This window comes from uncultured Victivallis sp. (assembly GCA_944389935.1).
Taxonomy (GTDB): Bacteria; Verrucomicrobiota; Lentisphaeria; order Victivallales; family Victivallaceae; genus Victivallis.
Window position 1 is genome coordinate 1 of record CALXOE010000016.1, and the last position, 26,965, is coordinate 26,965.

Here is a 26,965-nt window from a genome sequence, read left to right on the forward strand (position 1 = left end):
GCGCCGAAACGGTTTTGACGCACGAAAAAACAAGTGATTAACACGAGAGAGCCAATACTTTTGAAATTGGCTCTTTTCTTTTAAAATTAGCAGGGTCTTCAGATGATGCAATGGCCTCGAAAGCGCTTGTTGTTGGAACGGTGAGAAATGCCTCCAATATTGGGAAAATTCTCGATGCGGCGGCAAAAATTCCAAAAGGAAAACGCGCAGAAGTCGCGCGGCAAATTCGCGAAGCAATGGAACAGAGGGAGATTGCCCAGGAATTGACCCGACGGTTGCTTTCGCGCCCTTATGTCCGCTATTCGGCCCCTCAAGCGGATGATTTCCTGCGTAATATTATCGTTTGCCTCATTATCCGGAAAGCTCGCGAAAACAACAAGCTGCCGGAACAATTACCAGCATTGCCCTATGATTTTCTTGAGCAATCCATGCTGAGGTACGGATACTTTCCAGAAGAAAAAGCTTTTTCGTCCATCTTCGCCATTATGTATGAAAACCTGGATAATATTGCGTGTCAAAACGCTTGCATGGTTGCCTTGTCTGCCTACAGTCGGATTTTTTTCCGGGAGGCAATTGATAAAGTGACTGTAAAAGATACACCAAAAACAATCAGGGGAACGCTGCTTTTTTATTTGAGAATAAATCGTAACCGGATGGATTCCGACCAACAAGAAGAATTGGATAGAATTATTAAGTGTGCAAAGCTGCGGGAAAATGGTTTGAAGTAATAATTACAGGAGACACTTCTATCTCTGATGGTAGTTTTCCTTTGTCACAATAGGTGGCTTATTTGTGCAAAATAAATTAATAGCTTATGCGAAAAAAGATATAGGCATTCTCAGGGGGCTTATCCTTTTGGGAGCAATCATTGCCATTTTTTTTACTATACTACTCTTCCTATCAAATAAGCATAAGGAAGGATATGTAAATAATTTTGACCAATTATTTGCAATATTGAACATAAAACCAGTGTTTACTAATTTTGAAAACCGTGGAAAATTATACTATAAATTAACAGGATCAAGTAATGCATGGGAGGTAAATATACTAGGAGAATTTTCTCCAGATATTGTTTACGCCATCGATCAATTCCCTGAAAGGCTGGGGCTTCCTCAACCACAAATTTCTTACGCTAATCATATTCCTATATCAGGTCTTGAATTTAATATTCCCATGCCTCCTGAAACACTTTCGCAAAAATTGATGTTAACAAAATCTGTACATTCCAAAGGTAAGATAATATCTCTAATCTCTGATAATATAGTATATTTTCATGGAAAGAAAGATGGATATATGTATGAACTATATATATTAGGGAAAAGCCATTATTTTATATTACGCATAATTCGACTGCGATAAAAAATGTGCTAAGCTGCGGGAAAATGGTTTGAAGAGTTTGTAAAAACGGGTAACACTTTTCTCTGAACAAGGAGGAAGGTGTGAAATGAAAGCTGCACCGGAAACAGGGCCGAATCGGAGTGGAACCCGTTATTCGGCGGCCGACAAGCTCAAGGCTGTGGAACTCTATTTTGAGGACGGTTATCAGGCCAAAGACATCGCACGGGAACTCGGAATCGGGAAAAGTTCCCTCGGCAAATGGATCCGTGAATACCGGGAAAAAGGTTCTGACGCTTTCACGTCTCCGCCGGAGAAAAGTGCTGCGGCAGCGGAAAAATCCGATCCCGCCCGGGAGTTTGTCCGAGCGCAAATTCTCGAACACAAAGCCGCACATCCGGATCATGGCATCAAACAGATCACTCAGATCTTCCGCCGCTTTCTCGGTCTGCCGGTCAAAACTCATGAAGTTCGATCCGTTCTGCAGGCGCACCCGTCATCGTCAACGGCGACAACGTCCCGTACCAGGCGTCCTCCCGCTCCGATGCGGTTCTTCGAACGGCGTTCTCCCAATGAACTCTGGCACACCGACGTGATGTATTTCATCATGCCGAACCACGAAAAAGTCTTTGTCATCAGCTATCTGGATGAGATAAACATGAGTTGGCGCAGCCTCCTGCCTCCTGCTTGATATCACTTTCATAAAGTTGCATTGGTGGAACACGCTAGCCTTGATTCAACCACGATCATCGGTCGCGAATTTGACCTCTGAAAAAACGCTTCATCAAATTCCAGATGGAATTGCCATCTATCGATAAAAAATCATTTTCTCCTGCCACTTGAATATTTTTTTTGAATTTTTCAGTTCCGACCTTGACTTTTTCATCGTTGTCGACCATAATTAATAGTGAAAAATTACGTAATCTTACATGTAATATTGTGTAATCTTACAGATAAACAGATCATGAGCGCAAAACAATCAGTCACATTGAACGATGTCGCCCGAGAGGCGGGTGTTTCAGTTGCAACCGTATCACGGGTCCTTAACCAGAAAGCGCGGGCGGATGCGCAGACACGTGAAAAAATCTTCAAGGCAGTGGAAACCCTCGGTTATGATGACTCCGCCATCATCCGCAAAGTTTCAGAGAAGATTTCAACACCACGGGTGGAACTTAAGGCCGAACTGCTCCTCTGCCCGATGCCGGAACAGAAAAATCTGCTGCAACTCGATTTCATGGCTGAAATCCTGCGCGGAATTCAAAGTTATTTCAATCGCCACCGCAACGTGACTTTGAACATATCTACCTGGGAACCGGAAGCTGACCGGGAGGAAAAACGATTGCTGCTCCGACGGTTGAATTCTGTCAGCGGCGTGATCATCATGGGATCCCCGGATGAAACTCTCATGAACTTTCTGCAACGTAACGCAGTTCGCTATGTGCTGCTGCCAAACGATCTGCCGGACAAATCCGTCAATTCGATCAGCTCAGATGACTTTTCCGGCGGATTCCGGGCGGCTGAATATCTGATTCAAAAAGGATTCCGGAAAATCGGCTTCCTGTGCGGTTCTTCACTGGCACCATCCCACACAATGCGCAAATACGGAGTGATGGCAGCAACGGTGGAACGGCTCGGCATCGAGGCGTTTGAATCCAGGAACGCCCGCACTTCAGACGATACGGACATTGAACAGTGCTTTATCGACTGGTTTGATTCCGGAAAGTGCCCGCCGGCACTGGTCACTTCGCACGCAAAAGCCGCAGAGGTGATTTGCCGAATACTCGAAGCTCGCGGGAAATCGTGTCCTCAGGATCTGAGTCTCATCACATTCGACTCGGAGGTACGACTCAATTCCGGCGTGAGAATCTCCTATTTCCGCACATTTCCTCGCGAACTCGGCCGCCGGGGAGCACAGCAACTTTATCAGCTCATGACAGTCTCACATCCGGGCGACAAGGTTTGCAAAACCCTCGTCCCATTGGACTTCCAGGAGGGGAACAGTGTACGGGATTCGGAAGAAACCATGAATTGCAGATGATACCCCCCCTGGACGGGAGAAAGAACGGCAATGAAACAAATTGGAATGATCGTCGCAATCCTCGCTCTGACCGCAGCGGCATGGGCGGAATCGCCCCTCTTCAGCTTCTGCGTCGGAGAGAACTCTTTGTGGATTACCGACGCCGCCACCGGGAAGAAAGTCTTCCGATTCGGGAATCTGAGTTTCCAATGGGAACCGCAAAATGCTTCGGCGGGGCGGGTTACGAATCTGGACGGAAATGGACGCAGAGTGGAACTGGTCTTCTCGAACGATGCGACCGGAGCATGCAGCGGGAGCTTTGATGTGCATCCGGACGGCAACCGGATCGTGATCGATTATACGCTGAATATTCCGGAAAAAGTGACGACCAATGGCGTGGTTTATGAACGTTTTGTTCCCGGCGGACAGCTGAATCCACTCTTCAAGTCCGGAATCTGGACGCGCCACGCCAGAGGCGGAGTCCCGTATGAGACGAAAGGAGCGGTATTACGTCCATTCCCGACGGATCGGTTCACGATCTGGGAGAAAGTGGGCGGCAATCCGGTCTGGGGCTTCTACTTTCAGCAGCACATCGTGTTCCGCAAGGACGAGAAAGATCCGACGATCCGGCGTGCCCGGGTGGAACTCATGATTTTCCCGAACAACTTGGATGCCTCGACGGTGGCTGCCGTATTCAACCGACAGGATCTGGCGTTGAACGTGACAACAGAAAGATCATTCAATCTGTTCAACGTCGGCGAGATACCGAACTTCAAGTTGACCGTCTCCAATCCCGCCGCCAGGCCGGTCAAGGCGGAACTGCAAGTGACCGCGACCGCGTTTGACGGGTCTGTGGCGATTCAGAAAAAGCGCCGCTGCGCACTTGATTCACAAGGCAAGGCCGAATTGAATTTCACGCTTCCGAAAGCCAAACAACCGAATATCTGGTTTATCGAAGTTGTCGGAACGGTCGATGGAAGAGAGACATTTCTGCGCTCAACGGTGGCGGCAATGGATCGCTATGAGTTTCAGGACGATCCCGAAAGCGTGTTCGGTATCTCCGTTTTTTTTCCGATTCCCGACCGAAAGAGCGCGCTTGACCTCTTGCATCGCATCGGCGTCCGCCATCTGCGCAGTGAAAACGGTAACGAAGTGCGTGCCTGCGGTATGGATGCCGGTTATCACTGTGCCTACAACCCGAAAGAGTGGGCCGGAAAATCTCCGGAAGAACGGAAGAAGCGAATCCGGGAACACATTGCGAAAATCAAGGCGAACGGGGTGACTCACTGGGAGTTCGGCAATGAAAACGTCTTCAAAAAACCGGAAGAAGCCGCCGCCTACGTTGAGGTGCTGAAACAGATCCGTCCCCTGCTCAATGCGGAAGCGCCCGGCGTAAAGCTCCTGAGCATCGGATTCGCAAATGGATTCGGAGGAGTAAAATCGCTCGAAATGGTCGCCCGGGCGGGAGGATGGCCGCTGCTCGACGGCATCGCCTATCACCTCGGTCGCGGCAACACCGTGCCGGATCTTGGAAATGTCGGTGACGGCTGGTTCTACTTGAGCAGCCTGCAGGAACTAGAGAAACTGATCGCGAAATACGGAGCGAAACCGATCTATCTGACGGAGATCTATACCCCGACCTTTCCAAACACTTTCTGGGATGACAGTTTGCGCAATGCGACCGAAAATGTGCCGCTTTCCTACGCGATCGCTCTGGCGCACGGCGTGAAAATCGCCTACTATTATCAGCTGAATGATTCGGTCTGGTTCGACATTGGCGGCGTGAATTCCAGAGACCGGGAATACTCGTTCGGTCTGCTCTACCGCAACGGCAACGTCAAGCCGACGCTGCTCGCATACCAGACCGCGGCGAAGATGCTCGACAAGGCGAAATTCGAGAAGCAGTGGAAATCCGGGAACACTTCCCGCGGATATGTCTTCTCGAAACCGGACGGCAGCCGCGTCGCCCTGCTCTGGGACCGGACGGATGGATACACCCTGAATCGGAATACGCCGGATTTCGTCGCACAGGAACCCTGGATTCCGTTCTGGAAATCCCGGGTCCCGGTGCGGGTGAAGTGCGCCGGAACGGAAATCGAACTCGTCAATCCAATCGGCCAGGTCCGGCGGATTCCCGTGAAAAACGGGGTTGCGGAACTCACTCTTTCGGGAGAACCGGTCTGGATTGTCGGCAATTTGAAACTTTAACAAATGGAGATGATGTGACAATGAAAAAACAGCCATTTACATTGATCGAGCTTCTCGTGGTTATTGCAATCATTGCGATTCTGGCTTCCATGTTGCTGCCGGCATTGCAGAAAGCACGGGTTTCGGCGCAGAAAACGACTTGCCTGAACAACACCAAGCAACTGACAGCAGGAGTCATTCTGTATACTGGAGATTATGACGACCAGTGTCCTACGAAAGTTCCAGCTTCAAAAACTCCTTCATGGAACGATAACTGCTGGATGTGGCATCTCTACCATAGCTATGGCGTCGGACAAAAAACTTTTGTCTGCTCCAATCCGCGTAGAACGGATAGAGATGGCATTGATAATTATGTAATTGGCATCGGCCAAGAAAACGGTAATTTAGTCGGTTGGAGTGAGGACAATGGGAGAGTCAATTATGGATTTAATTATTTTCTCTTGCTTACCAAACATGGATGGGCATCGAAGACCCCAATGCCGGCGGGAAAAATCAGTGCGGTCAAGCAGCCAAGCAGGATGATTATGATTGCCGAATACCCCGTACCGATGATTGTTGACGGAACCCGAATTTTCTGCCGTAAAATATTAAGCCGTTTTGCCGTAAATGATTTTGATGTACGTGATCATGGAGGCAACGGCGTGAGTTTCGGGCTTGTGGATGGACGTGCGGTCAACTACAATTTTCCCAACAATCCCGGCAACATCGCATTCATGCCCGATGCAGCGGATTCTTATCCTAATGACGGATTCTGGACTAAGCTGTGGACATACTGAATTGATTTCGGCCAAGTGAATCACAAATAACAGAAAGTTGATCCGATGAAAAAAAGATTTCTGCTCCCGGCATTGCTGTTCCTGCTTCCCACCGGAGCTGCCGATGTGCACAATCCCTCCACTTATTCGCTGGAACTCACCGAAGAGCTCAAACCGACGGAAAAGATCTTTCCGCTCGGGATGCTCGGCGGCAATCGGTTTACGCTGCTGCCGCAGCTCGGTTTCAATTTCACCGAGACCGGTCACTGCTGTTACAGCTTCAAGGATAAAGGAAAATGCAGCTGCAAATTCCCGCCGGGCATGCCGAACGGACTCTATTTTGTCTCGATCTGGGCGGCACATTCGATGTGGTTCGACGGAAATACCGCGACCCACGGACCGGTGATTCGCCCGGTTGATGAGAACGGCAATGCACAGAAAGGGCCCTGGATCGACTTTTTCGCCCCCACCATGCGCGACTATATCCGCGCTTGCGTGAAAGCCTCCGTCGCAAGATCGGTCAATGAGAAACCGGAACGGAACATTCTCCTCTGGAATATCGACAACGAATGGGAACCGGTTCTGAACTATTCGCCGCTGGCGGTGGCCGGCTTCCAGCGTGAACTCGAGCGCGTCTACGGTGGCAACATCGGCAAACTCAACGAGGTGTGGAAGACGAAATACCGCAGTTTCAGCGAAATCCAGCCGCCCAGAGGAGAGGAGTATCTGGAAAAGCCCGCGGCGTGGCTCGCATGGCACGATTTTTCTGAAAACGCATTCGTCGACTTCATCGACTCCTATCTCGGATGGGTGCGCGAATTTGATCCGGAACACCGTCCGGCCGTGCTGAAATCGACCCAGTGTTCCGCGATTGAGATGAATTACATCGTGCGCAGCCATATGGCCAACCTCGCGAAATTGGCCGATCGCGTCCGCCGAACGTCCGATGGCTGGATCGGCATCGACATGTATGGCAACACCGACCGCAACGCCTATGAAACCAGCTATATCTACAACTGCATCCGCCCGACCGCGGCTCAGCGTGCCGCAGGAGAACCGGAGGGGCGGATCTTCTTCGCCGAAACGAACAATCATGCCGGCCCCGGATTCCAGTTCGCCGCGACGTTCTGGCGGATGCTCGCGCACGGCATGCGCGGCGTGGATTTCTTCGTGCTCGGCCGGTACAAATGCAGCGGAGACGATCTGACGTTCAGCTTCATCGACGGTTACGACGGACAGCCGCGCGACCGGATGTTTTACGCTTCGCGCTGGGCGAATATGATTCACCGTTCCGAGGCGTTCTGGCACGACGCCGTTCCGGCGGAGAAGATTCCGAAAATCGCGATTCTGATGCCGCAGCGCGATGTATTGCTCTCGATGGAGACGAACCGTTCCCGCTGGGATTACAGCGTCAACAACCGCCTGAACGTCTTTACCCGGCTGCGCGACGCGGGATACTGGGTCGATGTGCTGCCGTACACCAAGCTGACTGACGACTATCTCGCGCGTTACCAGGCGCTCTTTCTGGTTTCAGCCGAACATCTGAGCGCGGAGGAGTGTGCCGCGATCAAGAGATTTACGAAAAACGGCGGAATCGTGATGGCCGATATGATGCCCGGATATTACGATGAGAAACATCGCGTAACCCAGGGGCTCGATGAATTGCTCGGCGTCAAGCTCGAAGGCGTCTATACCGGAATTCATTTTTCACCGGACGACGTCTGGTATGGGACCGAACATGGATTCCTCATCCGCGGCGACGGCCGGATCAACGTGAAACTCGCCGGAGCCGAACTGCTGAACGCCCGCGATGTCGCCAGCAATGCCAAAGCAGCGTGGGTCACCAGCAACCGCTACGGCAAGGGACGTGTTTACTGGTTCAACACCAGGTTAGGCGTGCTCCGGGCGGAAACCGCGCCGGAGAGCGACGTGACCGCGTTTCTGACCGGATTTCTGAAGATGGCGGGAGTCGAACCCGCCTATCGCGCTCCGGAGATGGAAAATCTGCGCATCGAGCACCCGGTGACCGACGGCCGGGGCAACTGGCTGCTGGCTGCGGGAACCATGAACCGCCTGCCGTGGCCGGGAGGCAAAGTCGCGTTGAAAATGCCGCCGGACTTCAAGCTGCCCGCACAGGTCTGGTTCGGCGCGGCGGAGGAGAATGTTCTGCGCCCGGTTTCGGCGGAACTGAATGCCGACGGCGTACTGGAGCTGACGCTCCCCGAGATCCGCTCGGGCGGGATGATCTATCTCTTCAACAACCATGCGCCGATGCTGAATCTCGCCATAGACGGAACGACACGGCATGCGGAGAACGATCCGAACACCCCGATGTTTGAACCGGGAAAAAGTTTTGATGTGGTGGTCTCCGCGGTCGATTTCGCCCCCGGAGCTGAAAACCGCGAAATCACGATCGACGTAGAACCCGGCTGGAACGTTACCCCGGCAAGCCAACCGGTCGGAACCGAACCGGTCCGTTTCACGGTGACGCCTCCGGCTGAGTTGCCGGAACAGGCGCGGCCCAACATGATCTATCCGGTCGTCGCGACCATGCACGACGACAGCGGACGAGTCGCGGTCGCACACCTTGCGGCAATGCTCTATTTCGATCCGGCCCGGCACACGATTCTCTTGACCGACAATGCCGACAACAAATCGGAGGTCGCGACGATCGCATTCCGAACCGGAGCGGAGTACCGTTTCCTCACGCCGGAACCGCTTAAGAAAAATCAGAAGATTCGCGACCCGCGCGACACCGGTGCGACCGGCGGAAAACCGGCGCTCTTTCACGGAGTGATCGGCTCCTGGAATCAGCCTGCCGATGTACTGTTCGTCAATCTGCCGGAAGCTACGGTCGAAGTCGATCTCAAATCGGTCTATCGACTCGAACATATGGCACTCGGAGCGGGCTCAAAACCGAATCTCAAAAGCGTCGAGATCAGTTTCAGTCGCGACGGGAAAACTTTCAGCCGGCCGGAACAACTCGATGTCTCCAGGCTGAAATTGGAACTTACCGGATTTGATCTGCCGCAACACCCGGAAGCGCGTTTCATCCGTTTCCGGCTGCAGTTCAGCAAACCGGAGGCGACGTTCGGGGAAATCGAACTCAGGGGACGCCAGATCGACCGGGACAACAACTCGTAAAATTCCCGCCAATACCGGGAAGTCATCATAAAAAGATCAGCGGAACGACCCCGCTCCCCGGAGCTGGCCGTTCCGCTCGATCCCATCATGCCGGCAAACCTGCCATTCAGAATTCAATCAGTTCGTACGCCCGGGTTCCGAGTCCGATCTTCTGGGCATGTTCCAGCTGAATCTCCCAATTCGTGATCGGAGAGACATCCTTGAAGTGGTCGTGGTAATGGTCGCCATGATCGCCCAGGAGACTCGAGGCAATCGGGGTCTGACGGTTCACCGCATCCGCGCACGCCTGATCGAGGGCGACGGGATCGAATGACGCAAACATACCGACATCCGGGACGATCGGAGCGTCGTTTTCCGGATGACAGTCGCAGAACGGCGAGACATCCATGACGATGCTGATGTGGAAATGCGGACGATTGTGGACAACCGCCATTGCATACTCCACCATTTTCTTGTCGACGAGCCCCTCTTTCTGCCCCCAGGAGGGTTGCACGGCGTCTTTCGGACAAACTCCGATGCAACGGCCGCAGCCGACGCACTTGTCATGATTGATCGTCGCCTTGCCGTTTGTGAACTCCGGCGCGTCATGAGCGCAGATCCGGGCACAGGCATGGCAACCGATGCAGAGATCGCGGTTGACCGTCGGCTTGCCGTCACAATGCTGTTCCATTTTTCCGGCTCTCGATCCACAGCCCATTCCCAGATTTTTCAGTGCGCCGCCGAAGCCGGTCATTTCGTGCCCCTTGAAGTGATTCAGGGAAATAATGATGTCGGCATCCATGATCGCACGCCCGATCTTCGCTTCGTGAACGTATTCGCCGTTCGGAACGGGAACGGAGATGTCATCGGTTCCTTTCAGGCCGTCCCCGATGATGACATGGCATCCGACGGTATACGGTGTAAATCCATTTCGATACGCGGTTTCGATGTGCTCGAGCGCGTTTTTGCGGGAACCGACATACAAGGTGTTGCAGTCGGTCAGAAACGGCTTGCCCCCAAGTCGCAGAATCTCATCGACCACCGTCCGAGCAAAATTCGGACGCAGAAACGAGAGATTGCCGGTCTCGCCGAAATGGATCTTGATCGCGGCAAAACGCCCCTTGAAATCAATTTGATCCATCCCCGCTTTCCGCATCAGCAGTTCGAGTTTGCCCTGCAGATTTCGCCCCTCCGGCTTTACACGCATATTGGTAAAATAAACTTTCGCCTTTTCCATGATTTCAGCTCCTCCGATAAAAAAAGTGAAGTCCTCCTCGCCGTAACGGAATATCACGGATGCCTGAAAACCAGGAAGACTCCATGATGAAAAATACATCAGCAAGCCTGTTTCGTCAAGTTCGCATCTGATTCCGAAGCGGGAAATTGCAGCGTTTTTTCAGCAACAGGCGGCAGCTTTTGCCGATCCCGCAAATTTGGAATCGCCGGACCGAAAATCGAACTGTCTGAAAAGCGGTCAACAAAAACGCGGCTTCCGAGACGGCAGGACGGCGGGACGAGACCCGTTGCGGATGCAAAGCAGTGACCACAACGGAATCTTTCTCCCGCCGCCTCCATCACGCGCGTCGCTCCGGGGAACCGGATTCCCGCAACGAACGGTATTTGCCGCGCAGACAGTTCAGGATCGTGACCGCGTTGACCGCCGCGATCCGGTAGAAGATCTGCCGCCCCTCCCGGCGGCAGGCGACGATCCCGGCCAGGCGCATCTTGTTCAGATGCTGCGAAACCGCGCTCTGCGGTCCGGTGATCCCGGAGATGATCTCACTGACCGTAGACTCACCATGCAGATCGAGATATTCGAGAATCCGCAGCCGCAACGGGTGACCGATCAGCCGGATCACCTCCGCCATCGACTCCAGAAACTCCTCCGGAAGCCGTTCCGTCTCCGCCATCACTCTCCCCTCCCCCGGTTCAGATGAAGAGCGTGCGGCCGCTCTCGCGCGCCATCTGCGCAAAACTCGCGACGCCGGCGACCTCATCGACTTCGATGAGCTCCTCGCGCGACAATCCCATCACGTCCATCGCCATCTCGCAGGCGACGAACCGCACGCCGAGCGCCCTCGCCTGCCGGATGAGTTCCGGCAGCGAAGTAACGTTCCGACTTTTCATCACGTGTTTCATCATCGCCGTCCCGATTCCGGCCATATTCATCTTCGAGAGCGCGAGCTTCCCGGCGCCGCGCGGCAGCATCCAGCCGAACAGCCAGGAAATCAGTCGCTTCGACACCCGCGGACCCGGATTTTTCCGCAGCACCGAGAGCCCCCAGAACGTGAAGAAAATCCCGACTTTCATCCCGGAAGCCGCCATGCCGCACGCGATGATGAACGCCGCCATCGCCTTGTCGAAGTCGTTGCTGAAAAGCACGATCGCCGCTCCATCCCCGGATACCGGTCCGGCGGGGAGCGCCGCAGACCGCGCACCGCCCCGGCGCAGAAGCGCCTCCAGATGCTCCTCTTTCCGTTCGAGCGAGAGCAGTTCGTGCCCTCCCGCCTTGAGCCACGCTTCGAGATCCGGCGCAAATGAGGTTGCGGCGAGCACATGCAGCGTTTCCCCGGGAGCGAGCTGCTCCATCTCGTTCTTGAGCCGCACAACCGGCCCGGGACACGCGAGCGTACGCACATCGAGCTCTCTTGCGGCCGGCTTGGAAGAGGCGGAAAGCGCGGCGGGAGCAGGTTTCTCCCGACGCGGCGCCGGGAGTCCCTGATGGGTGAATTTCCAGGTCAGATATCCGCCCGAAAGATTGCGCGCGCGGAACCCGTTCTGCTTGAGAATCCGTTCCGCAAGATAGCCGCGCAAGCCGACCTGACAGCTCACCACGAACTCCTGCGAACGGTCCAGCTCTCCGAGCCGCCCGCGCAGCTGTCCGAGCGGGATGTTGACCGCGCCCGGAATCGCACCGGCCTGATGCTCCGCGACTTCGCGCACATCGATGATCTGCGCTCCCTCGGGAATCGCGTCGGCATACGCGAGTTCCGACATGCCGTCAAGAACGTTCTGCGCGATCATGCCGAGGAAGTTGACCGGGTCTTTCGCCGAGTTGAACGGCGGCGCATACGCCAGCTCGAGCTCCGCAAGCTCCGGCGCGGTGCGGCCCGACTGCATGGCCGTCCCGATCACATCGATCCGTTTGTCCGCTCCTTTCGCCCCGACCGCCTGCGCGCCGAGAATCTTCCCGTCAAAGTCGAAGAGCAGTTTCATGTGCAACTGCGCCCCGCCCGGATAGTACGAGGCGTTCGAGGCCGGATGCGTGTAAATCTTGTGATACTTGACCCCGAGCGACTTGAGCCGCGATTCGGTCAACCCCACCGCCGCCGCGGTCAAACTCCCGACCTTGATGACCGACGCGCCCCAGCTGCCGCGGTAGACGCGCTCTTTCCCGGCGATGTTGTCGGCGGCGATCCGCCCCTGTTTGTTGGCCGGGCCCGCGAGCGGGATCGCGGTTTTCCGCCCCGAAACGCGGTCGACGACCTCGACCACGTCACCCGCGGCGAAAATCTCCGGATCCGAGGTGCGCAGATGCTCGTCGACCACAATGTGTCCGCGGGCACCGAGCTCAAGTCCCGCCGCCGCGGCGAGCTCCGAATTCGGCCTCACGCCGACGCTCATCACGACGAGGTCCGCCGCGAGTTCCGTCCCGTCCTGGAACTGCGCGACGAGCGACTCCCCGTCTTTCCGGAAACCGGTCAGTTCCGCGTTGAGCCGCACGTCGACACCGTCGGCCGCGAGCTCCGCGCCGAGCAGCCACGCCATTTCCCGGTCGATCGACGGCAGCACGTGACCGGAGTGCTGAACGATCGTCACCTCGAGTCCCCGCTTCCGCAGATTCTCCGCCGTCTCCAGCCCGATGAAGCCGCCGCCGACCACGAGCGCCCGGTGCGCCCCCTCTTTCACGAGCTCCCCGAGCGCATCCATATCCGGAATCGTCCAGAGTGAATGAATGCGCGGATCGTCCGATCCCGGCAGCTCCGGCGCAGCCGGACGCGAGCCGGTCGCCAGCAGCAGCTTGTCATAGCTCTCCTCATATTCCGAGCCGTCCGCCCGGCGAACGCGCACGACCTTGCGCGCACGGTCGATCGCGACCGCCTCGTTCCGTGCACGCACATCGACGTTGAACCACGCCCGAAACTTCTTCTCCGGCATCACAAAGAGCGAATCCCGCTCCGGAATCACGCCGCCCAGATGGTACGGCAATCCGCAGTTCGCATATGAGAGATACTCCCCCCTCTCCAGCAATACGATCTCCATGAACTCGTCCAGCCGCCGCAACCGCGCCGCCGCACTCGCTCCCGCCGCCACTCCACCGATGATAACCGTCTTCATGAATCGTCCTCCGGTTGATTTTTATATTGATATATTATAATATCATAATATTTCAATATATCAAGCCGCATTTCCGAAAATTCCGGAAATAATCACGTTGGCAGGCAGCGTTCCGGGGAAGCGGGTCAGGCAGTTGCCCCGGTCAGGGAATGCGCATAGTCCGAGAGCGAATTGTCGCGAGCTCCCATGATGACGATCACATCCCCGGCCTCGGGTTTCAGCGTCAGAAAGTCCGCCAGTGTTTCCCGGTCGGGAAAGACCATGAAGCGTTCGGGTGAACGGCTCCGGCTCTTCCAGTCGGCAGCGACCTCCTGCGCGGAGGGGGAAAAACTCGACGTTCCACCCGCATAAAACGGTTCCAGAAGAATGAACCGGTCGCGCCTCGTCAGAAATTCGTCAAGACGTTCAAACAGCTCGTTCCGCATGAAGCCGAACGGCTTGTAGCCATGCGGCTGAAACACCGCGTAAATCCGCCCCGGGGCGATCTCGCGCATCGCATGCAGGCAGGAGAGAATCTTTTCCGGGTTGTGCGCGTAATCGTCGTAAACGGGGGTCCCTTTCGGCGTGACGCCCGCAAAGTCGTTCCGCCGCCAGACGCCGTCGAACCGTTCGAGCGACTCCATGCGCTCCTCGTCCGTACCGACGCCGAGCAGATCGAGCATCGCGTAGACCGCCAGTGCATTCAACGCCGTGTGGAATCCCGGCTGCGGCAACACAAGACGCTTTTCCCCGTTGAACTCCGCGAGAAACTCCGTGCTTGCAATGCGGAAATCCTCCGATCGCAGCCCGTAGATCGAAAGCGCGTTGTTCGCTCCATACAGATCATCGACCGCACGATCGCCCGTGGGGGCGATTTCGGAACGGCGCCCGTGCGTGTAAATCGCTTCCGGACGCTCGACCTTGCGGTAGTCGGTGACCGCATAGCGGGAGTCCCGGCGCGGTTTCGCGTCGAACACCCGCACATCCAGACGCGGCGGAATTTTTTCCCGAACCGCCTCGTAGACGCCGCGTTCGAGCACCGCCCCGCGCCGCACACGCCCGAGGAATTCCGCAAACACCCGGGCGAGCTCTTCCCGGTCGTAGTGATCGGTTCCGATGTTCAGCACGAGCGCGTAATCGGGCGAATAGTGCAGCAGGCTCTTGTCGCTCTCGTCGGCCTCAAAGACAAAATACTCCCGGCTGCCGGAACGGTAGTTGCCGGCGAAACGCCCGGAGTGGAAACGGTTCGAGAGCGCCCCGTTCAAACAGCACGGATCGAGCCCGAGATTCGTCAGCGCCTCGGCCAGATAGGCCGTGACCGTGCTCTTGCCGCAGCTGCCCGTGACCGCGATCGTCGTGCCGAATCCGCTGGTCTCAAGCATATTTTCCAGCAGTTCGGAACGATGCAGCCGCGGAATCCCCTCCCCGGCTTTCAAGTCGGGGTTGTCCTCCTCGATCGCGGTGGAGTAGACCAGAGCATCGGGACGGCCCGCCGCGATGAAAGATCCGTCCTGCGGGAAAATCTCGATTTTCTGATTGCGCAATGCGTCGATGATACGCGCGTTCTCGGGGCGGTCCGCGCCGCGGTCGCTGCCGGTCACGCGCATGCCGTGATCACGACACATGGCCGCGAGGCCGCTCATGCCGATACCGCCGATGCCGATAAAATGCAGATGATTCATGGATTGGTCCGGGTTCGATTGTTCTCCGGCAGCAGAGCCGGATCAGGCGGAATATTCATGTGGCGCAGCACCCGCTCCGCCACCCGTTTGAAAGTCGGCGCCGCCACCGTGGAGGCGTAATAGGCTCCGTGCGGCTCGTCGACCGTCACAAGCATCACAAAGGCCGGATTCCGCGCCGGCACAAAACCGACGAAGCTCGAAAAATATTTCCCCGACGCATAACCGCGCCCGGGAATGTATTTCCGGCTCGTCCCGGTCTTTCCGGCGACCTCATAGCCCGGCAGCGCCGCCCGTGCGGCGGTTCCGCCTTTCTTCGTCACGAGAGTCATCATGTCGATCAACTGCCGATGGCATTCCGGGTGTTCAAACAGCTGCACGGGAGGCTTGACCGGAATCTGCTCCACGACCCCGGTCGCCGGATCCTCGAGCCGGTCAACGAGACGCAGCTGCGGCAGCTTTCCGTTGTTCGCAAGCGCGCAATAGGCCCGCAGCATCTGCAGCGGGGAGACCCTCACGCCGTACCCGATCGGGAAGCGCGTGATCGAAAGTCCGTCCCACTTCGGAACGCGCGGCAGATAACCCGCCGTCTCTGTCCGGAACGGCAGATTGGTCTTCTGCCCGAAACCGAACATCCGCAGCGCCTCATACACTTTCTCCTCCCCGAGCAGCATCGCGATCTTGGCCGTGCCGATGTTGCTGGACTTCTGGATGACTCCGGCGACGGTCAGCTTGTCGTAGGGGTGCGAATCGCGCAGCGGTTTGCCGAGATAGATCCAGGTTCCCCTGTCGCAGTCGATCTCGGTTTCGGGCGTGACGTACCCCCAGTCGAGCGCCTTGCCGATCGTGAACGGCTTGATGATCGAACCCGGTTCAATGCCGTCCTCGGCGATGCGCGGGCGCCCGGCCTCATTCGTGTAGGTCGAACGGTCGTTCGGGTCGAACGTCGGACGCTGCGCCATGGCGAGAACGTTTCCGGTCTTCGGATCGACAAGTGCGGCGTAAAGCGTTTTGGGTTTCCACTCCCGGAACGTGACGTCGAGTTCCTCCTCGAGGATCGACTGAATCGGTTCGCTGATCGTGAGATAGATGTTGCGTCCGTCGCGCGCCTCCTGAGAGATGTGCGGGCCGTAGAGCAGCGGGCGGCCGCTGCGGTCGCGCTCGTAGGTTTCCCGGCCGAACTGAGCGGTCATCTGCTCGTCGAAAAACTTCTCGAGTCCGGTCTGCGCCACATCGTTGTCATCGACGATGTTCGTGAATCCGAGCACATTTGAAAGCAGCGATCCTTTCGGATAGATCCGCTTGTACGAATCCTTGAAGAAGAGGCAGCGAAATTTGTTGACCCTGGCAAGCGCTTTCAACCGTGCGGCCTTTTCGAGAGAGACGTCGCGCGCGATCATCGCATACGTGTTCGGAACCGTCCGGAATCCGGAACCGTCCGGATTCGGGTCGTTTGCAGAAATCCGTTTCCGGCGGGTCGGCGCAAGTTTGCGGAAAAAATCCTCGTAGGAGGTCTCCGGAAACTCCCGCGCAAGCAGATAGGCGAGCCGGCGACGCGATCCGGAATTCTTGATATGGGAGGGATCGGCCGTGATGTTGACACTCGGAATATTGCTGACCAGCAGATTCCCGTGCACATCGAAGATCTCGCCGCGCTTACCCGAAGTCACGCGCGTGGTCGTATAGGTGTCGCGCGCCTTGTCGAGGTAGTATTCATGAGCCACAATCTGGACAAAATAGAGCCGGACCGCCAGCGCCACCGCCACCGGGATCAGCAAAATCGCAACGAGTCGGATCCGGAACCGGATTCTGTCATTTGTGCTCACCACACTCACCGCTCAGAACCCTCTCCGGATCAGTTGCGGCGACCCGCGTTCGACGGCCGCCGCGCCGAAGCGACCGATTCGAGCGGAACCATCTGCGCCTGCCGCGGCGAAAGCAGTGCCATGCGCCCGACCTGTCCGGGGGCAGGTTCGCGCAGTCCGAGCTTGAAATAAGCAATTCTGGCTCCGATGTACTCCCAGCTCGAAAGCTGTTCGCGCCGGATGCGGAGCTGCGCGATCTCGCGTTCGGTGCGTTTGATCTCCTGTTCCGTCTTGCGGATCGCGCGATCGGTCTCGGTGATCTTCTGATTCAGATAGATGGAAATGTTGCAGAATACGGCGATCATGGCGAAAACCACAATGATTTTCAGCACAGCCGCAAGCCGGACACCGAGTGATGTTTTCGCTGTTTGCGCACTTCGTCGCTGCTGTTTGAGTTTTCCTGGTTGAATGTTCATGGATCTTCCCCCGGCTTAGATCTTTCCTGCTATATGAATCCCTGTTTTTCTTCGTTATTCCGTAATCTTTTCCGCGACCCGCAGCTTCGCACAGGCGCTGCGCCGATTCCGCTCAAGTTCATCGGGCCCGGCGGTCAGAGCCTTGCGCGTGATGATCTTCAGCGTCGAAACCTTGCCGCAGACGCAGACCGGCAACCCCGGCGGGCAGACGCAGCTCGCCGCCTCGTCCCGGAAAAAGTTCTTCACGATCCGGTCCTCGAGCGAGTGAAAACTGATCACCGCGATCCTCCCGCCACGATTCAGAAGTTTCACTGCCGCGGGCAGAGCGCGCTCGAGTTCTCCGAGCTCGTCGTTCACCGCGATCCGCAACGCCTGGAACGGCAGCGTCGGCGCCGGGAGCTGACCCGGACGGCTCTTCCCCAACACCTCGTCACACAGCGACACGAAATCCGACGTCATCGCAAACGGGCGGATCACGCGCTGCGTAACAATCGCAGCAGCCAGCTTGCGCGACTTCGCAACCTCCCCGTATTCGCGCAGAATCCGCTCAAGCTCCGCTTCCGAAGCCGTGTTGAGCAACCGGCTCGCAGTCAGAATCGAACGACGGTCCATGCGCATGTCGAGCGGTCCGTCGGCACGCCACGAAAATCCCCGTTCCGGCTGATCGAGCTGCGGGGAGGATACACCGATATCGAGCAGAATCCCGTCAACTTTCTCCCAGCCCGCCTCGGCCGCACGGGCCGCAAGTTCCGAGTAATTGCCACGCACAAGCCGAACCCGTCCGCCCGCGAACGCGAGACGCTCCCGCGCTTTCGCGAGCGCCGCGTCGTCGCGATCGATTCCGAGCAGTTCCAGATTCGGATATTTCTCCAGCAGCAGCGCACTGTGGCCGCCGCCGCCGACGGTTCCGTCGATCAGACGCAGAGAACTCCGCTCCGGAAAAACCAGGTGCTCGAGCACCTCCCCGGCCAGAACCGGAATATGTTCAAACTCTTCGGCCATATCGTCCTATGCTTCGTCTTTCTTCCGGATCGCCTCCGCCAGCAGCGAAGCGATGCCGTCACCCTCGTCGCTGACTTTCTGAATCTCATCCAGATACATGTTCAACGTCCCCTCGTCATCCGGAATCCGCCAGTGCTCCGGTGCCGAAAGCCGGATATGAGTCACGGCCCCGATGAGCTTCAACTGGTTCTTCACGTCGATTTCGTCAAGCATCTTCCGGTCCAGCGCGATTCGCCCCTGCTTGTCGCAGCGGCACTGACGCGAGCGCGAACCGAGGTAGGCCAGCGCCATCTGCATCTTCGGATTCGCAATCGCCAGCTTCGTCGCCTTCTTCACAAAATCGAGGAACGTCTGGATCGGCAGAAGCACCAGCGCTTTCCCGCGAGCCGGAATCATCACGAGTTCCGTCACTCCGTCCGGATTCCGCCAGTCGCTCGGGAACGTGACGCGGCACTGGGCGTCCAACGCATGATCGTATTCGCCCAGATACAGACCCGTAAATGAACCACCGCCTGCCATCGTTACCCTAAATGCCCCTAATCAACCCTATCTGCTCCTATTTTACTACAAATTTTGTTTTTTTCAACCTGTCGGGCAATTATTTTTCGATTTTTTTGGCGTAAAAGATTCTGGAGACAAGGCTATTGCGATGGAAATCGGAACGGCTCGATGCTATTTTTGAAAAACACAGGACGGAATCATGGAAGAGAGACCCGGCGGGGAACAGAAAAACACGACAAAAAACGTTGCAGCCGAAATGCGGAAACGGGTGCCGGCACTCCTGCTGCTCGGCATTCTTCTGGCGGGCTTCACCTGGCTGCAGCTCACCTATTTCGTCCCGGTGACGGGGGGAGTCGATCAGAACGGTTACCACGCTTCGGGGCGGATTCTGAATCTCGACGGCGTCCCGTTCCGCAAAACCGGAGACGCGCTGGAGTATGTCGGAAGCATGTGGGTTGTCAACGAACGCGGCGAATTCTATCCGAAATATCCGCCGTTCTATCCGCTGCTCTCCGCGGGGATGAACCTGCTTCTCGGTCCGGGGGGAGGATTTTACGCGACACTCTGGGGCGCGGTGCTCGCGGTGGCGGGGATGTATGCGCTCGCACGCTTCTGGATGGGGAGATACCACGCGCTCGCGGCCGCGGCGCTGCTCGCGCTTTCCCCGGTGATTTTCGCGCTGGGGCTCACGAAGAACTCCCACACTCCGAGTCTCGCATTCTTCCTCTGGGGGATGGCGTCATTCATGCTGGGGGCAACCCGCCGCAACTGCCCGGCCGCGCTGCTGTGGGCGGCGCTGGGCGGATTTCTCATCGGCTGCACGGTCGGAATCCGCTACACGGATTTTCTGCTGATCTTCATTCCTGCGGCGGCCTGCATGCTGACCCCGCGAAATCGGAGGTGGAAACTTCTGGCCGCCCTCGCGGCGGGAGCGGCGCTCCCTTATGCGGCGCTCGCACTCTTCCATCTGCAGGCCTACGGCGCACCGTGGCGGAGCGGATACTCGCTGACTTCGGAGTCGGGGGCATTCTCCCCCCGTTTTCTGCTGCAGAATTTCCAGATCTATCTGCCGGAATTTTTCACGCTCGTGATCGGTCCGATGGGGGTGCTGGCGCTGCTGGTGTGGCGATTCCGCTGGAAACGGCTGCTGTTCTGGGCGGTCTGGCTGCTTCCGACCGGCGGGCTCTATTTGATGTACTACTGGGCGCCGGATGGAGAGTCGACGGGAGCGATGCGGTTTCTGGTGCCGCTCGTCCCGGCGGTGATCCTGCTCTCGCTGCTCTCTCTGCGGCGGCTTCTGCAGCGGATCGGCAACCGTCCGGCAGTGATCCTGACGCTCGTGCTGCTGTTCGCGGTGCAGGGAGTCTGGGCGTGGACCCGCATCACCAGATTCGGGGAACAGCGGTATGCGTCGGACATCCAGAGAGCGTTCATCGTCGAAACCGTGAAGCACAGAGTCCCGGCAAATGCGGTCATCATCGCCAACACCGGGATGCTCGACGAACTGGACTATGAACGGCGCTGGACGCTCTATCCCTCCTATTTGCTCGCACCGCGGGAGATCGAACGGGTCATCGAAAACGCCCTCGGTGCCCGGGCGGCCGGACTCCAGAAAACCCGCGCCGAGCGGTTGAAGCGGGAGGTCGGGGGACTCAACCACGGCAAACTCTACGAGTATCTGCGCAACTTCTTTGAACAGAAACAAAAAGAGGGGAAAGAGATTTACTTTCTCGGGAGGACGCAGGAGGTCAACCGGTTCCGGCGCTCTTTCTACCGGCACTTTGAAGTGGAGGATCTCGGGATGCTGACCGGCACGCGCCCCGCGTGGCTGCTGCGCGACGTCAAGCCGAATGCGAGCCGCTATCGGCCGCGCGCAGAAACCGTGCCGCTCACGCCGTACGAACTGGTCAAACTCGGATCCCGTCGCTCCAGAGTCCTGCCCGCCGACGCCAGCACTCCGCTGCTGACGACGGAACGGAGCGAGATCCTCAGCCGGATCAACCCGGAAAACGATCAGGAACTCGCCCGGGAACTTGTCCGGCTCGAATCGATCCGGGACGATCTGCTCAATCTCCGGCGCTCGGTCACGGATGCCGCGGCCAGAAAACGCGAACGCGAACTCCGCAGCCGGATCACCCGGCTCGAGAAAGAGATCGAACGGCGGAAGCAGCGGGAAAAAGCCCCCGCCCCCGGGAAAACCGGAAAGCAAACCACTCAGACCGGAATCCGCCCCTCCCTGTAACGGAGAATGCCCCCCTCTGCCGCGAAACGGGAGCTCAGGGGAGGACGACATTCTCCGCGCGGAGACGGCGGCGCAGTTCCTCGACGTCGATCCGGGCACACGGGGTCGCCGTTTCGAGCGCAAGCGCGGCGGCGTTTCCAGCGGCCTGCCCCATGCCGAAGCAGGGCGGCATCACCCGGATCGCCGAAAGCACCGCCCGGTCGCATGAAACGCACCGACCCGCAACCACCAGATTCTCCAGGCCCGGTGCAACCAGCGCCCGGTAGGGAATCGTGTAACTTCTCGTCGATGGGATATATTTCCCGATGAGCCCGAAGTGGTTGTCGCGAGAATTCGACAGCATCAGAATCGCATCCGGGAACAGTTCTCCATCGATCAGCGACTGTTCCCGGAGGATGAAATCCCCTTTGATTCTCCGCGTCTCGCGCACGCCCGGCACAGCCGCGCTTGTGAGCAGCCGGACCTCCTCACACCCTTTCACATATTTGCGCAGGAATTTCAAAATCGCGCCGATCTGCCGCCGCCCCTCCATGGCGATGCGGGTCAGATCGACCGAACGGGTGCCGTCCACTCCGGGAATCCGGGTGATATTCGCGCGCCAGGTGTCGTCGTCAGCCTTGTAGAGTCCGAGGCGGCGGCGAGGAATCGGGTATTCCCCGTTGGCGGCCGCCTCGGCGATCTCCCGCTCGAACCGCATCGACTCCCAGCCGAGCGCCTCTTTCCGCGCCTGCAGCCGGGCTTCATCGATGCCTGCCAGAGAGAAGAAGAGCCCGGCGGCCTGCATTTCCCCGGTCGTCTCGTCGCCTTTCTGCATCGGGCAGCCCGCAAAAGCCGCGATGTCTCCGTCGCCCGTGCAATCGATGACCATGTGCGGGTCGACCGCCGCCATTCCCTCTTTCAGTGCGAGAACCACCCGGCGGATCCGTTCGCCGTCGGGGGAGCGGATCACCGCGACCGCCTGAGCGCCGTAAAGCAGTTCGACGCCGTTCTCGAGACACATCTCTTCGGCGACGAGCTTGAACACCTCCGGATTGAACGGCGTAAGATTGCGGTGGCCGAACTCATGCCACGACGAATGGGCGTCGCAGTTTTCGAGACTCATCGGCTCGAGCGCTCCCCCCGCGGCGATGAGCCGATCGACCAGCTCGCGGAAGAATCCGCGGATCAACTGCGTCTTCCCCTCCGGATCCGATGAGGTCATGAAAGGGCCGACAAGACCGCCAGTTCCAGTGCCGCCGAGACAGAATTCACGTTCCACGAGCAGAACCCGGCGTCCCCGCCGGGCCGCACAGCAGGCCGCCGCGATTCCGGCAGGACCGCCGCCCGCCACAAGAATTTCTGGTTCCCCGATCAACGGGATTTCGCACGGGCAATCGAATTTGACGTTTTTCATCTGGGAAATCCTTTCTGTGATGTGCGGTGCAATATATCCCGGTTGCAGCCCGTTTCAAGGAAGCTGCCCCGGCTCATTGTCGATAAAAATCAATAAGAAATACAGCCGGGCTTGACAAACGACCGTTCCGGAGTTATTGTTCCACCACGATGAAAAAAATCACTTCCACGATGGTCGCCCGTGAAGCGGGCGTGGCGCAGAGCACGGTTTCCCTGGTGGTAAACAACCGGCCGCGCGTGTCGGAGGAGACCCGGAAACGGGTGCTCGACGCGGCGCGGCGACTCAGGTACGTGTGTGAACCGCGTTCCGGCGGAATGCTGATCGGCGTCATCATCACGGGCTGTCGCGCGATGAACAGTTACCTTGCAATGACGATCACCGCGGTCAAGGAGGAGGTGCATCGGCGCGGCTGCCGGCTGGAGATCATCAACAGCGACGACATCGAACTGCTGAACGAACGGGTCGTCGCCGGAGCGATCAGCCTCTCGAACGATCCGGAGCTCAATGCGCGGTGGAAAGAGCTCAAAAACATCCCGCTGGTCCGGTTCGTGAGCCGCGGGTCGCATGCGGACAACATCTACACGGTCTATCCCGACTCCCGGGCCGATCTGCGGTTGATTTTCGATTATCTGAACCGGATGGGACACCGGAAAATCGGACTGTTTCTCGAACGCACCGTCGCACAGGAGCGGCAGTTCCTCGACCGGACCGGAGAACTGTTCCGGGAACGACTTGAAGCCGGCGGCATCGCCGGGGCGGAACGTCTGGTCTCCTATGCAGGGACCGGGACGCTGCCGGAACGGCTCGAGCGCCTGCTCTCGGAGGAAATCACGGCGCTCGTGGTGATGCCAGGGGACGCGGCGCTGCGGATTCAGGGAGAACTTGCGCGGAGAAATCTGCGCGTGCCGGAGGATCTCTCGCTCCTCTCGCGCGAGTACAGCAACGTCTCGGAATTCATGACCCCGCCGACGACCACGCTTCTGCCGGATTACCCGGCGATGGCGGCACACGCGCTCGATCTCATCGAGATGTTTCTGCAACGAAAACAGCCCCCCGGCGACATCGCCTGTCCCGGGAGGCTGTTGATTCGCGATTCCGTCCGCGACCTGCGGAATCAGAATTTCACGACCGGATAACGGCTCGGATCCTTGCTTTCGCCGATGCCGGGGCCGATCGCGATGAAACTCTCCCGTCCGAATCCGTCGTTGTCGTTCACGAGCAGATTGAACCGGAAACCGTCGCGTCCCGCCTGATCGGTCAGACCGATGGCTTTGAACGGGATGCGCGCCTCATAGCCGGTTGTATGAGAGTTCTCGTCCCGGGAGGTCTCAAGCGTGATCTCCGCAGCCGTCCGAACCGGATCGAAACGGCGGGGAGTCTGCCAGACATGGACCTCGCCGTTCCCGGATTTGAGCCGGGTCAGGCCGATTTCCCACCGCTCGTTCTGTCCGGGCAGGAGAAAGGCGAACTGGATGTTGTCGCCTTTCCAGACCTCCTCGCCGGAATAAGGCTGCTCATGACGGTCGTCCAGAACCTCCACTTTCAGCAGCAGCGCTTCTCCGTCGCGCCCCATCCAGACTTTCGCCGAAAGATCCTGCGTTCCTTTCCAGAACAAATGGGCCGTTTCCGGAGAGTTCGGAACCTGCGCATAGACCTGCCCGGCCGCGTCGAGGACAAAATCCGGCTCCTGGTGATATCCCTGTTTCGGAATCCTGGCGACCGAATCGATCCGGTAACGGAAACTCTCGTCATCCAGAAAGAGCGTCAGCTCCTTCTGCCGCCCCGGCGCCGAACGGAATCCGGCGTCGGTCTGAACCGGGAGGCGGACGATTTCGGTCTTTCCGGCTGCAAGCTCGAACGTTTTCCGATTCCATTCCGCGGAAATTCCATCCGGAAGCGCGAACCCCAGCTGAAACTTGCGGGGGGTACTCCCCGGATTGAACACCGCAAACTCCAGTGCGGCACTCTCCCCCGGGACGACCTCCAGGCCGCCGACAGGATGAATCAGCGCGCCGGCGACTTTGAACGCCTCGCTCTGGCCGGAGACGCGCAACGTCGCCGGTTCCGAACCGACTTCAAATGTGACCACTTTATCCGTCGCCGCAAGCGGTTTGCGATTGCCGTACAGGTCGATTTTTTCCGCGTGTCCGGTGACTCCGGAGATGGCCAGCGGCAGAATCCGGTCGTCGCCGGTGTCGCTCCATGCCGCCAGCAGCATGTTGCCCTCCCGGTCCCGGAACAGATATCCGTGCAGATCTTTGCCGATCCGGCATTCGCGGAGAAACGTCCCGCCCTGGAAGAGATTCGCCAGCGCGTTGTATGCCGCATAGACCGGTTTCGGGTAGAAATCATGCGTCAGCATGCCGAAATTGTGTTCATTGTTGGCCGGATCGAACCCGTCGTTGCGCAGATCGTACCAGTTGTAGCCGAGCGCCCCTTTCGCCCACGAATAGATGAGCTTGCGGAACAGCGTCTGCGCCTGTATTTCCTCCCCGCAGACCATCGATGAAACAGCCGTTTCATTCGCGTACCACGGTTTGCGGTTGCCGTAAGAGGGAAGCCGCTCGATCTGATCGCGATAACCTCCGAAAAGTCCGTGACCGTGAAACGCGAAGATGTCGTACTTCCCGGAACGGATCACCGCTGGCATCACCCGGGGATTCCCGGCCCGGCCGGACTGCCCGGGCAGACAGGCGAATCCGCCGCAGAAAACCTGCAGCTCCGGAGCGACCCGTTTGATCTCATCGTAAGCCGTTTCCAGCATCCGGACATACTCATCCTCGGGGAAGTTCGCAAACATGTACAGATCCGGTTCGTTCCAGATCTCGGCAAAGCGGATTTTGCCCCGGTAGCGGGCGGCAAAGGTTCCGACAAAGGTCCGCCAGTGATCATAGTCGGGACGGGCGCGATGGAAGAAATCCGGGTTCAGCGGTTTCCACCCTTTCGCCACCGCCCAGCCGGCGCAGTAGGAGTAGATCGGCATGAGTTCAATTCCGTACGCGCCGAAAATATCAGTCAGTTGGTCGAAAAAGCCGAATTCCCAGCGTCCCTCGGCAGGCTGCACCCGATCCCAGCCGACATCCGAGCGAAGCGCCTTGACGCCGCACCATCCGGCCGCCATCGCCTCTTTTCGCTGGATTTCCGCGCTGTACCGCTGTGGATTTGAACAGACTCCGAACACGAACCCCTCCGCCCGGCCCTGAGTCGGTCCGGCGGGAATCAGATACGCGAACCGCATCTCCCTGCGGAACGGACGCACTGCGGGATCCTTGTCACAAAGTTCGACATTCAACTTGTAAACCCCGAATGCCGAGGGGCGCGGCAGGGCGAAACTCTTCTCCTCTGCCGGAGCGAGGTCGACCGTTTCGGTCGATTCTCCCAGCAATTCACCGCGCACCCCGACGAGGTTCCACTTCAGAGTACCGGCCATCCGGCGCGGGCGCGGATTGCGGAGGAACAGAGAAAGTTTCTCTTCCTCTCCCGCTTTCAGCACGTGAATCGGAGTGCCGGAGCCGGTCCGCAGCTCCGGAGAGACGGGAGCGTTGCTGTCAAGAACGTCGCAGCGGATTCCACCGATTCCGAACGTTCCCGTCTTCCCGGCGAAATCCCCGGTCACCCCGCGGAAACGGACCGGCATGGTCAGTTTGCCGTCCGCCTTTGCTCCGCCGCCCCAGTGGCCGGCTTCCGGCCGGGAGGCGTCGACGGCAAACGCGATCTCATGCCATTTGCCATCTCCCTGCGGAGGGGTCGCACTGAATTGGAACACCTCGTCGTCGGCATCAATCAGCCGCAGGTTGAACGACCGGACGGGATGACCGGGCGGCAGAAACACCCTGCTCCGGAAAGTCGCCCTCGTGAACTCCGGGACATTCCGCGCCGGATTCGCCTGACAATCGAAATAGGCCGCCTCGGGAGCATCGGCCCGATCAACCGTGATCGGATTCCCGGAGACCGGGAAATTGCGGATCTGCGAATTGTCACGGCGGTGAAACAGCAGCAGCGCATTCTCCTTCCCCGGAGTGAAGACGTCGACACTCTGAATCGGGGCCGCACCGAGATTCCCCAGAATCCCCGCGGCCAATACGATCATACCGGCAAACTTTCTCATCCGG

The 26,965-nt window shown here is 57.9% G+C and carries 19 protein-coding genes; 9 read left to right on the plus strand and 10 right to left on the minus strand.

Annotated features, from left to right (window positions below; genetic code table 11):
- Positions 1-110: 110 nt before the first annotated feature.
- The 7 genes from Q0J85_RS06670 to Q0J85_RS06700 all read left to right on the plus strand — a co-directional run bounded on the left by Q0J85_RS06670 (position 111) and on the right by Q0J85_RS06700 (position 9,459).
- Complete coding sequence (locus Q0J85_RS06670) at positions 111-728, plus strand: hypothetical protein (protein WP_294479456.1); 618 nt, start codon at positions 111-113, stop codon at positions 726-728.
- Positions 729-792: 64 nt separating this feature from the next.
- The gene (locus Q0J85_RS06675) at positions 793-1,359 is read left to right on the plus strand and encodes a hypothetical protein (RefSeq protein ID WP_294479458.1); all 567 of its coding nucleotides are present in this window, start codon (positions 793-795) and stop codon (positions 1,357-1,359) included.
- Positions 1,360-1,444: 85 nt separating this feature from the next.
- Positions 1,445-2,026 carry a transposase gene (locus Q0J85_RS06680; protein ID WP_294479460.1) on the plus strand — a complete coding sequence of 194 codons (582 nt, stop codon included), beginning with the start codon at positions 1,445-1,447 and terminating at the stop codon, positions 2,024-2,026.
- Between the two features lie 273 nt (positions 2,027-2,299).
- A complete protein-coding gene (locus Q0J85_RS06685; RefSeq protein WP_294479462.1) occupies positions 2,300-3,373 on the plus strand; it encodes a LacI family DNA-binding transcriptional regulator in 1,074 nt (357 codons plus the stop codon).
- 30 nt (positions 3,374-3,403) lie between these two features.
- On the plus strand, positions 3,404-5,560 hold the full coding sequence (locus tag Q0J85_RS06690; RefSeq protein WP_294479464.1) for a hypothetical protein: 2,157 nt from the start codon (positions 3,404-3,406) through the stop codon (positions 5,558-5,560).
- 20 nt (positions 5,561-5,580) lie between these two features.
- Positions 5,581-6,336, plus strand: a complete 756-nt coding sequence (locus Q0J85_RS06695) for a type II secretion system protein (RefSeq protein ID WP_294479465.1) — start codon at positions 5,581-5,583, stop codon at positions 6,334-6,336.
- A gap of 45 nt (positions 6,337-6,381) precedes the next feature.
- Entirely contained in the window at positions 6,382-9,459 is a 3,078-nt protein-coding gene (locus Q0J85_RS06700; protein ID WP_294479469.1) for a beta-galactosidase, read from the plus strand.
- A 106-nt stretch (positions 9,460-9,565) separates the two neighbouring features.
- Here Q0J85_RS06700 and Q0J85_RS06705 read toward each other — a convergent pair whose 3' ends face one another.
- The 8 genes from Q0J85_RS06705 to Q0J85_RS06740 all read right to left on the minus strand — a co-directional run bounded on the left by Q0J85_RS06705 (position 9,566) and on the right by Q0J85_RS06740 (position 19,236).
- A complete protein-coding gene (locus Q0J85_RS06705) occupies positions 9,566-10,675 on the minus strand; it encodes a DUF362 domain-containing protein (protein WP_294479472.1) in 1,110 nt (369 codons plus the stop codon).
- A 337-nt stretch (positions 10,676-11,012) separates the two neighbouring features.
- On the minus strand, positions 11,013-11,348 hold the full coding sequence (locus Q0J85_RS06710) for a helix-turn-helix transcriptional regulator (protein ID WP_294479475.1): 336 nt from the start codon (positions 11,346-11,348) through the stop codon (positions 11,013-11,015).
- A 19-nt stretch (positions 11,349-11,367) separates the two neighbouring features.
- Positions 11,368-13,776: an FAD-dependent oxidoreductase gene (locus tag Q0J85_RS06715; RefSeq protein ID WP_294479477.1), complete on the minus strand. Its 2,409-nt coding sequence runs from the start codon at positions 13,774-13,776 to the stop codon at positions 11,368-11,370.
- Positions 13,777-13,901: 125 nt separating this feature from the next.
- Positions 13,902-15,437 carry a Mur ligase domain-containing protein gene (locus Q0J85_RS06720; RefSeq protein WP_294479479.1) on the minus strand — a complete coding sequence of 512 codons (1,536 nt, stop codon included), beginning with the start codon at positions 15,435-15,437 and terminating at the stop codon, positions 13,902-13,904.
- Positions 15,434-17,260 (minus strand): penicillin-binding protein 2, encoded by a 1,827-nt coding sequence (locus Q0J85_RS06725; protein ID WP_294479482.1) that lies wholly within the window; start codon positions 17,258-17,260, stop codon positions 15,434-15,436. The genes Q0J85_RS06720 and Q0J85_RS06725 overlap by 4 nt, the downstream gene beginning before the upstream one ends.
- Positions 17,261-17,289: 29 nt before the next feature.
- Positions 17,290-17,715 carry a hypothetical protein gene (locus tag Q0J85_RS06730; RefSeq protein WP_294479485.1) on the minus strand — a complete coding sequence of 142 codons (426 nt, stop codon included), beginning with the start codon at positions 17,713-17,715 and terminating at the stop codon, positions 17,290-17,292.
- 54 nt (positions 17,716-17,769) lie between these two features.
- The gene (gene rsmH, locus Q0J85_RS06735; RefSeq protein WP_294479489.1) at positions 17,770-18,717 is read right to left on the minus strand and encodes a 16S rRNA (cytosine(1402)-N(4))-methyltransferase RsmH; all 948 of its coding nucleotides are present in this window, start codon (positions 18,715-18,717) and stop codon (positions 17,770-17,772) included.
- Positions 18,718-18,723: 6 nt separating this feature from the next.
- A complete protein-coding gene (locus tag Q0J85_RS06740) occupies positions 18,724-19,236 on the minus strand; it encodes a hypothetical protein (protein ID WP_294479491.1) in 513 nt (170 codons plus the stop codon).
- A gap of 181 nt (positions 19,237-19,417) precedes the next feature.
- Here Q0J85_RS06740 and Q0J85_RS06745 point away from each other — a divergent pair, with 181 nt between their 5' ends.
- Complete coding sequence (locus Q0J85_RS06745; protein WP_294479494.1) at positions 19,418-21,460, plus strand: glycosyltransferase family 39 protein; 2,043 nt, start codon at positions 19,418-19,420, stop codon at positions 21,458-21,460.
- Positions 21,461-21,494: 34 nt separating this feature from the next.
- On the opposite strand, the gene Q0J85_RS06750 is transcribed toward Q0J85_RS06745, so the two are convergent.
- Positions 21,495-22,853 (minus strand): FAD-dependent oxidoreductase, encoded by a 1,359-nt coding sequence (locus Q0J85_RS06750; RefSeq protein ID WP_294479501.1) that lies wholly within the window; start codon positions 22,851-22,853, stop codon positions 21,495-21,497.
- Between the two features lie 149 nt (positions 22,854-23,002).
- Between Q0J85_RS06750 and Q0J85_RS06755 the strand changes: the two genes are divergently transcribed.
- Entirely contained in the window at positions 23,003-23,989 is a 987-nt protein-coding gene (locus Q0J85_RS06755) for a LacI family DNA-binding transcriptional regulator (protein WP_294479504.1), read from the plus strand.
- Here the strand turns inward: Q0J85_RS06755 and Q0J85_RS06760 are convergent.
- A complete protein-coding gene (locus tag Q0J85_RS06760) occupies positions 23,968-26,961 on the minus strand; it encodes a hypothetical protein (protein ID WP_294479507.1) in 2,994 nt (997 codons plus the stop codon). The genes Q0J85_RS06755 and Q0J85_RS06760 overlap by 22 nt on opposite strands.
- Positions 26,962-26,965: the final 4 nt, after the last annotated feature.

Excerpts from the sequence above, each read along its gene's own strand:
- Q0J85_RS06680 (WP_294479460.1), top strand. The coding sequence starts at position 1,445 with ATGAAAGCTGCACCGGAAACAGGGCCGAATCGGAGTGGAACCCGTTAT.
- Q0J85_RS06700 (WP_294479469.1), top strand. The coding sequence starts at position 6,382 with ATGAAAAAAAGATTTCTGCTCCCGGCATTGCTGTTCCTGCTTCCCACC.
- Q0J85_RS06720 (WP_294479479.1), bottom strand. The coding sequence starts at position 15,437 with ATGAATCATCTGCATTTTATCGGCATCGGCGGTATCGGCATGAGCGGC.
- Q0J85_RS06690 (WP_294479464.1), top strand. The coding sequence starts at position 3,404 with ATGAAACAAATTGGAATGATCGTCGCAATCCTCGCTCTGACCGCAGCG.
- Q0J85_RS06705 (WP_294479472.1), bottom strand. The coding sequence starts at position 10,675 with ATGGAAAAGGCGAAAGTTTATTTTACCAATATGCGTGTAAAGCCGGAG.
- Q0J85_RS06740 (WP_294479491.1), bottom strand. The coding sequence starts at position 19,236 with ATGGCAGGCGGTGGTTCATTTACGGGTCTGTATCTGGGCGAATACGAT.
- Q0J85_RS06715 (WP_294479477.1), bottom strand. The coding sequence starts at position 13,776 with ATGAAGACGGTTATCATCGGTGGAGTGGCGGCGGGAGCGAGTGCGGCG.
- Q0J85_RS06730 (WP_294479485.1), bottom strand. The coding sequence starts at position 17,715 with ATGAACATTCAACCAGGAAAACTCAAACAGCAGCGACGAAGTGCGCAA.
- Q0J85_RS06760 (WP_294479507.1), bottom strand. The coding sequence starts at position 26,961 with ATGAGAAAGTTTGCCGGTATGATCGTATTGGCCGCGGGGATTCTGGGG.
- Q0J85_RS06670 (WP_294479456.1), top strand. The coding sequence starts at position 111 with ATGGCCTCGAAAGCGCTTGTTGTTGGAACGGTGAGAAATGCCTCCAAT.
- Q0J85_RS06695 (WP_294479465.1), top strand. The coding sequence starts at position 5,581 with ATGAAAAAACAGCCATTTACATTGATCGAGCTTCTCGTGGTTATTGCA.
- Q0J85_RS06755 (WP_294479504.1), top strand. The coding sequence starts at position 23,003 with ATGAAAAAAATCACTTCCACGATGGTCGCCCGTGAAGCGGGCGTGGCG.
- Q0J85_RS06745 (WP_294479494.1), top strand. The coding sequence starts at position 19,418 with ATGGAAGAGAGACCCGGCGGGGAACAGAAAAACACGACAAAAAACGTT.
- Q0J85_RS06710 (WP_294479475.1), bottom strand. The coding sequence starts at position 11,348 with ATGGCGGAGACGGAACGGCTTCCGGAGGAGTTTCTGGAGTCGATGGCG.
- Q0J85_RS06685 (WP_294479462.1), top strand. The coding sequence starts at position 2,300 with ATGAGCGCAAAACAATCAGTCACATTGAACGATGTCGCCCGAGAGGCG.
- Q0J85_RS06750 (WP_294479501.1), bottom strand. The coding sequence starts at position 22,853 with ATGAAAAACGTCAAATTCGATTGCCCGTGCGAAATCCCGTTGATCGGG.
- rsmH (WP_294479489.1), bottom strand. The coding sequence starts at position 18,717 with ATGGCCGAAGAGTTTGAACATATTCCGGTTCTGGCCGGGGAGGTGCTC.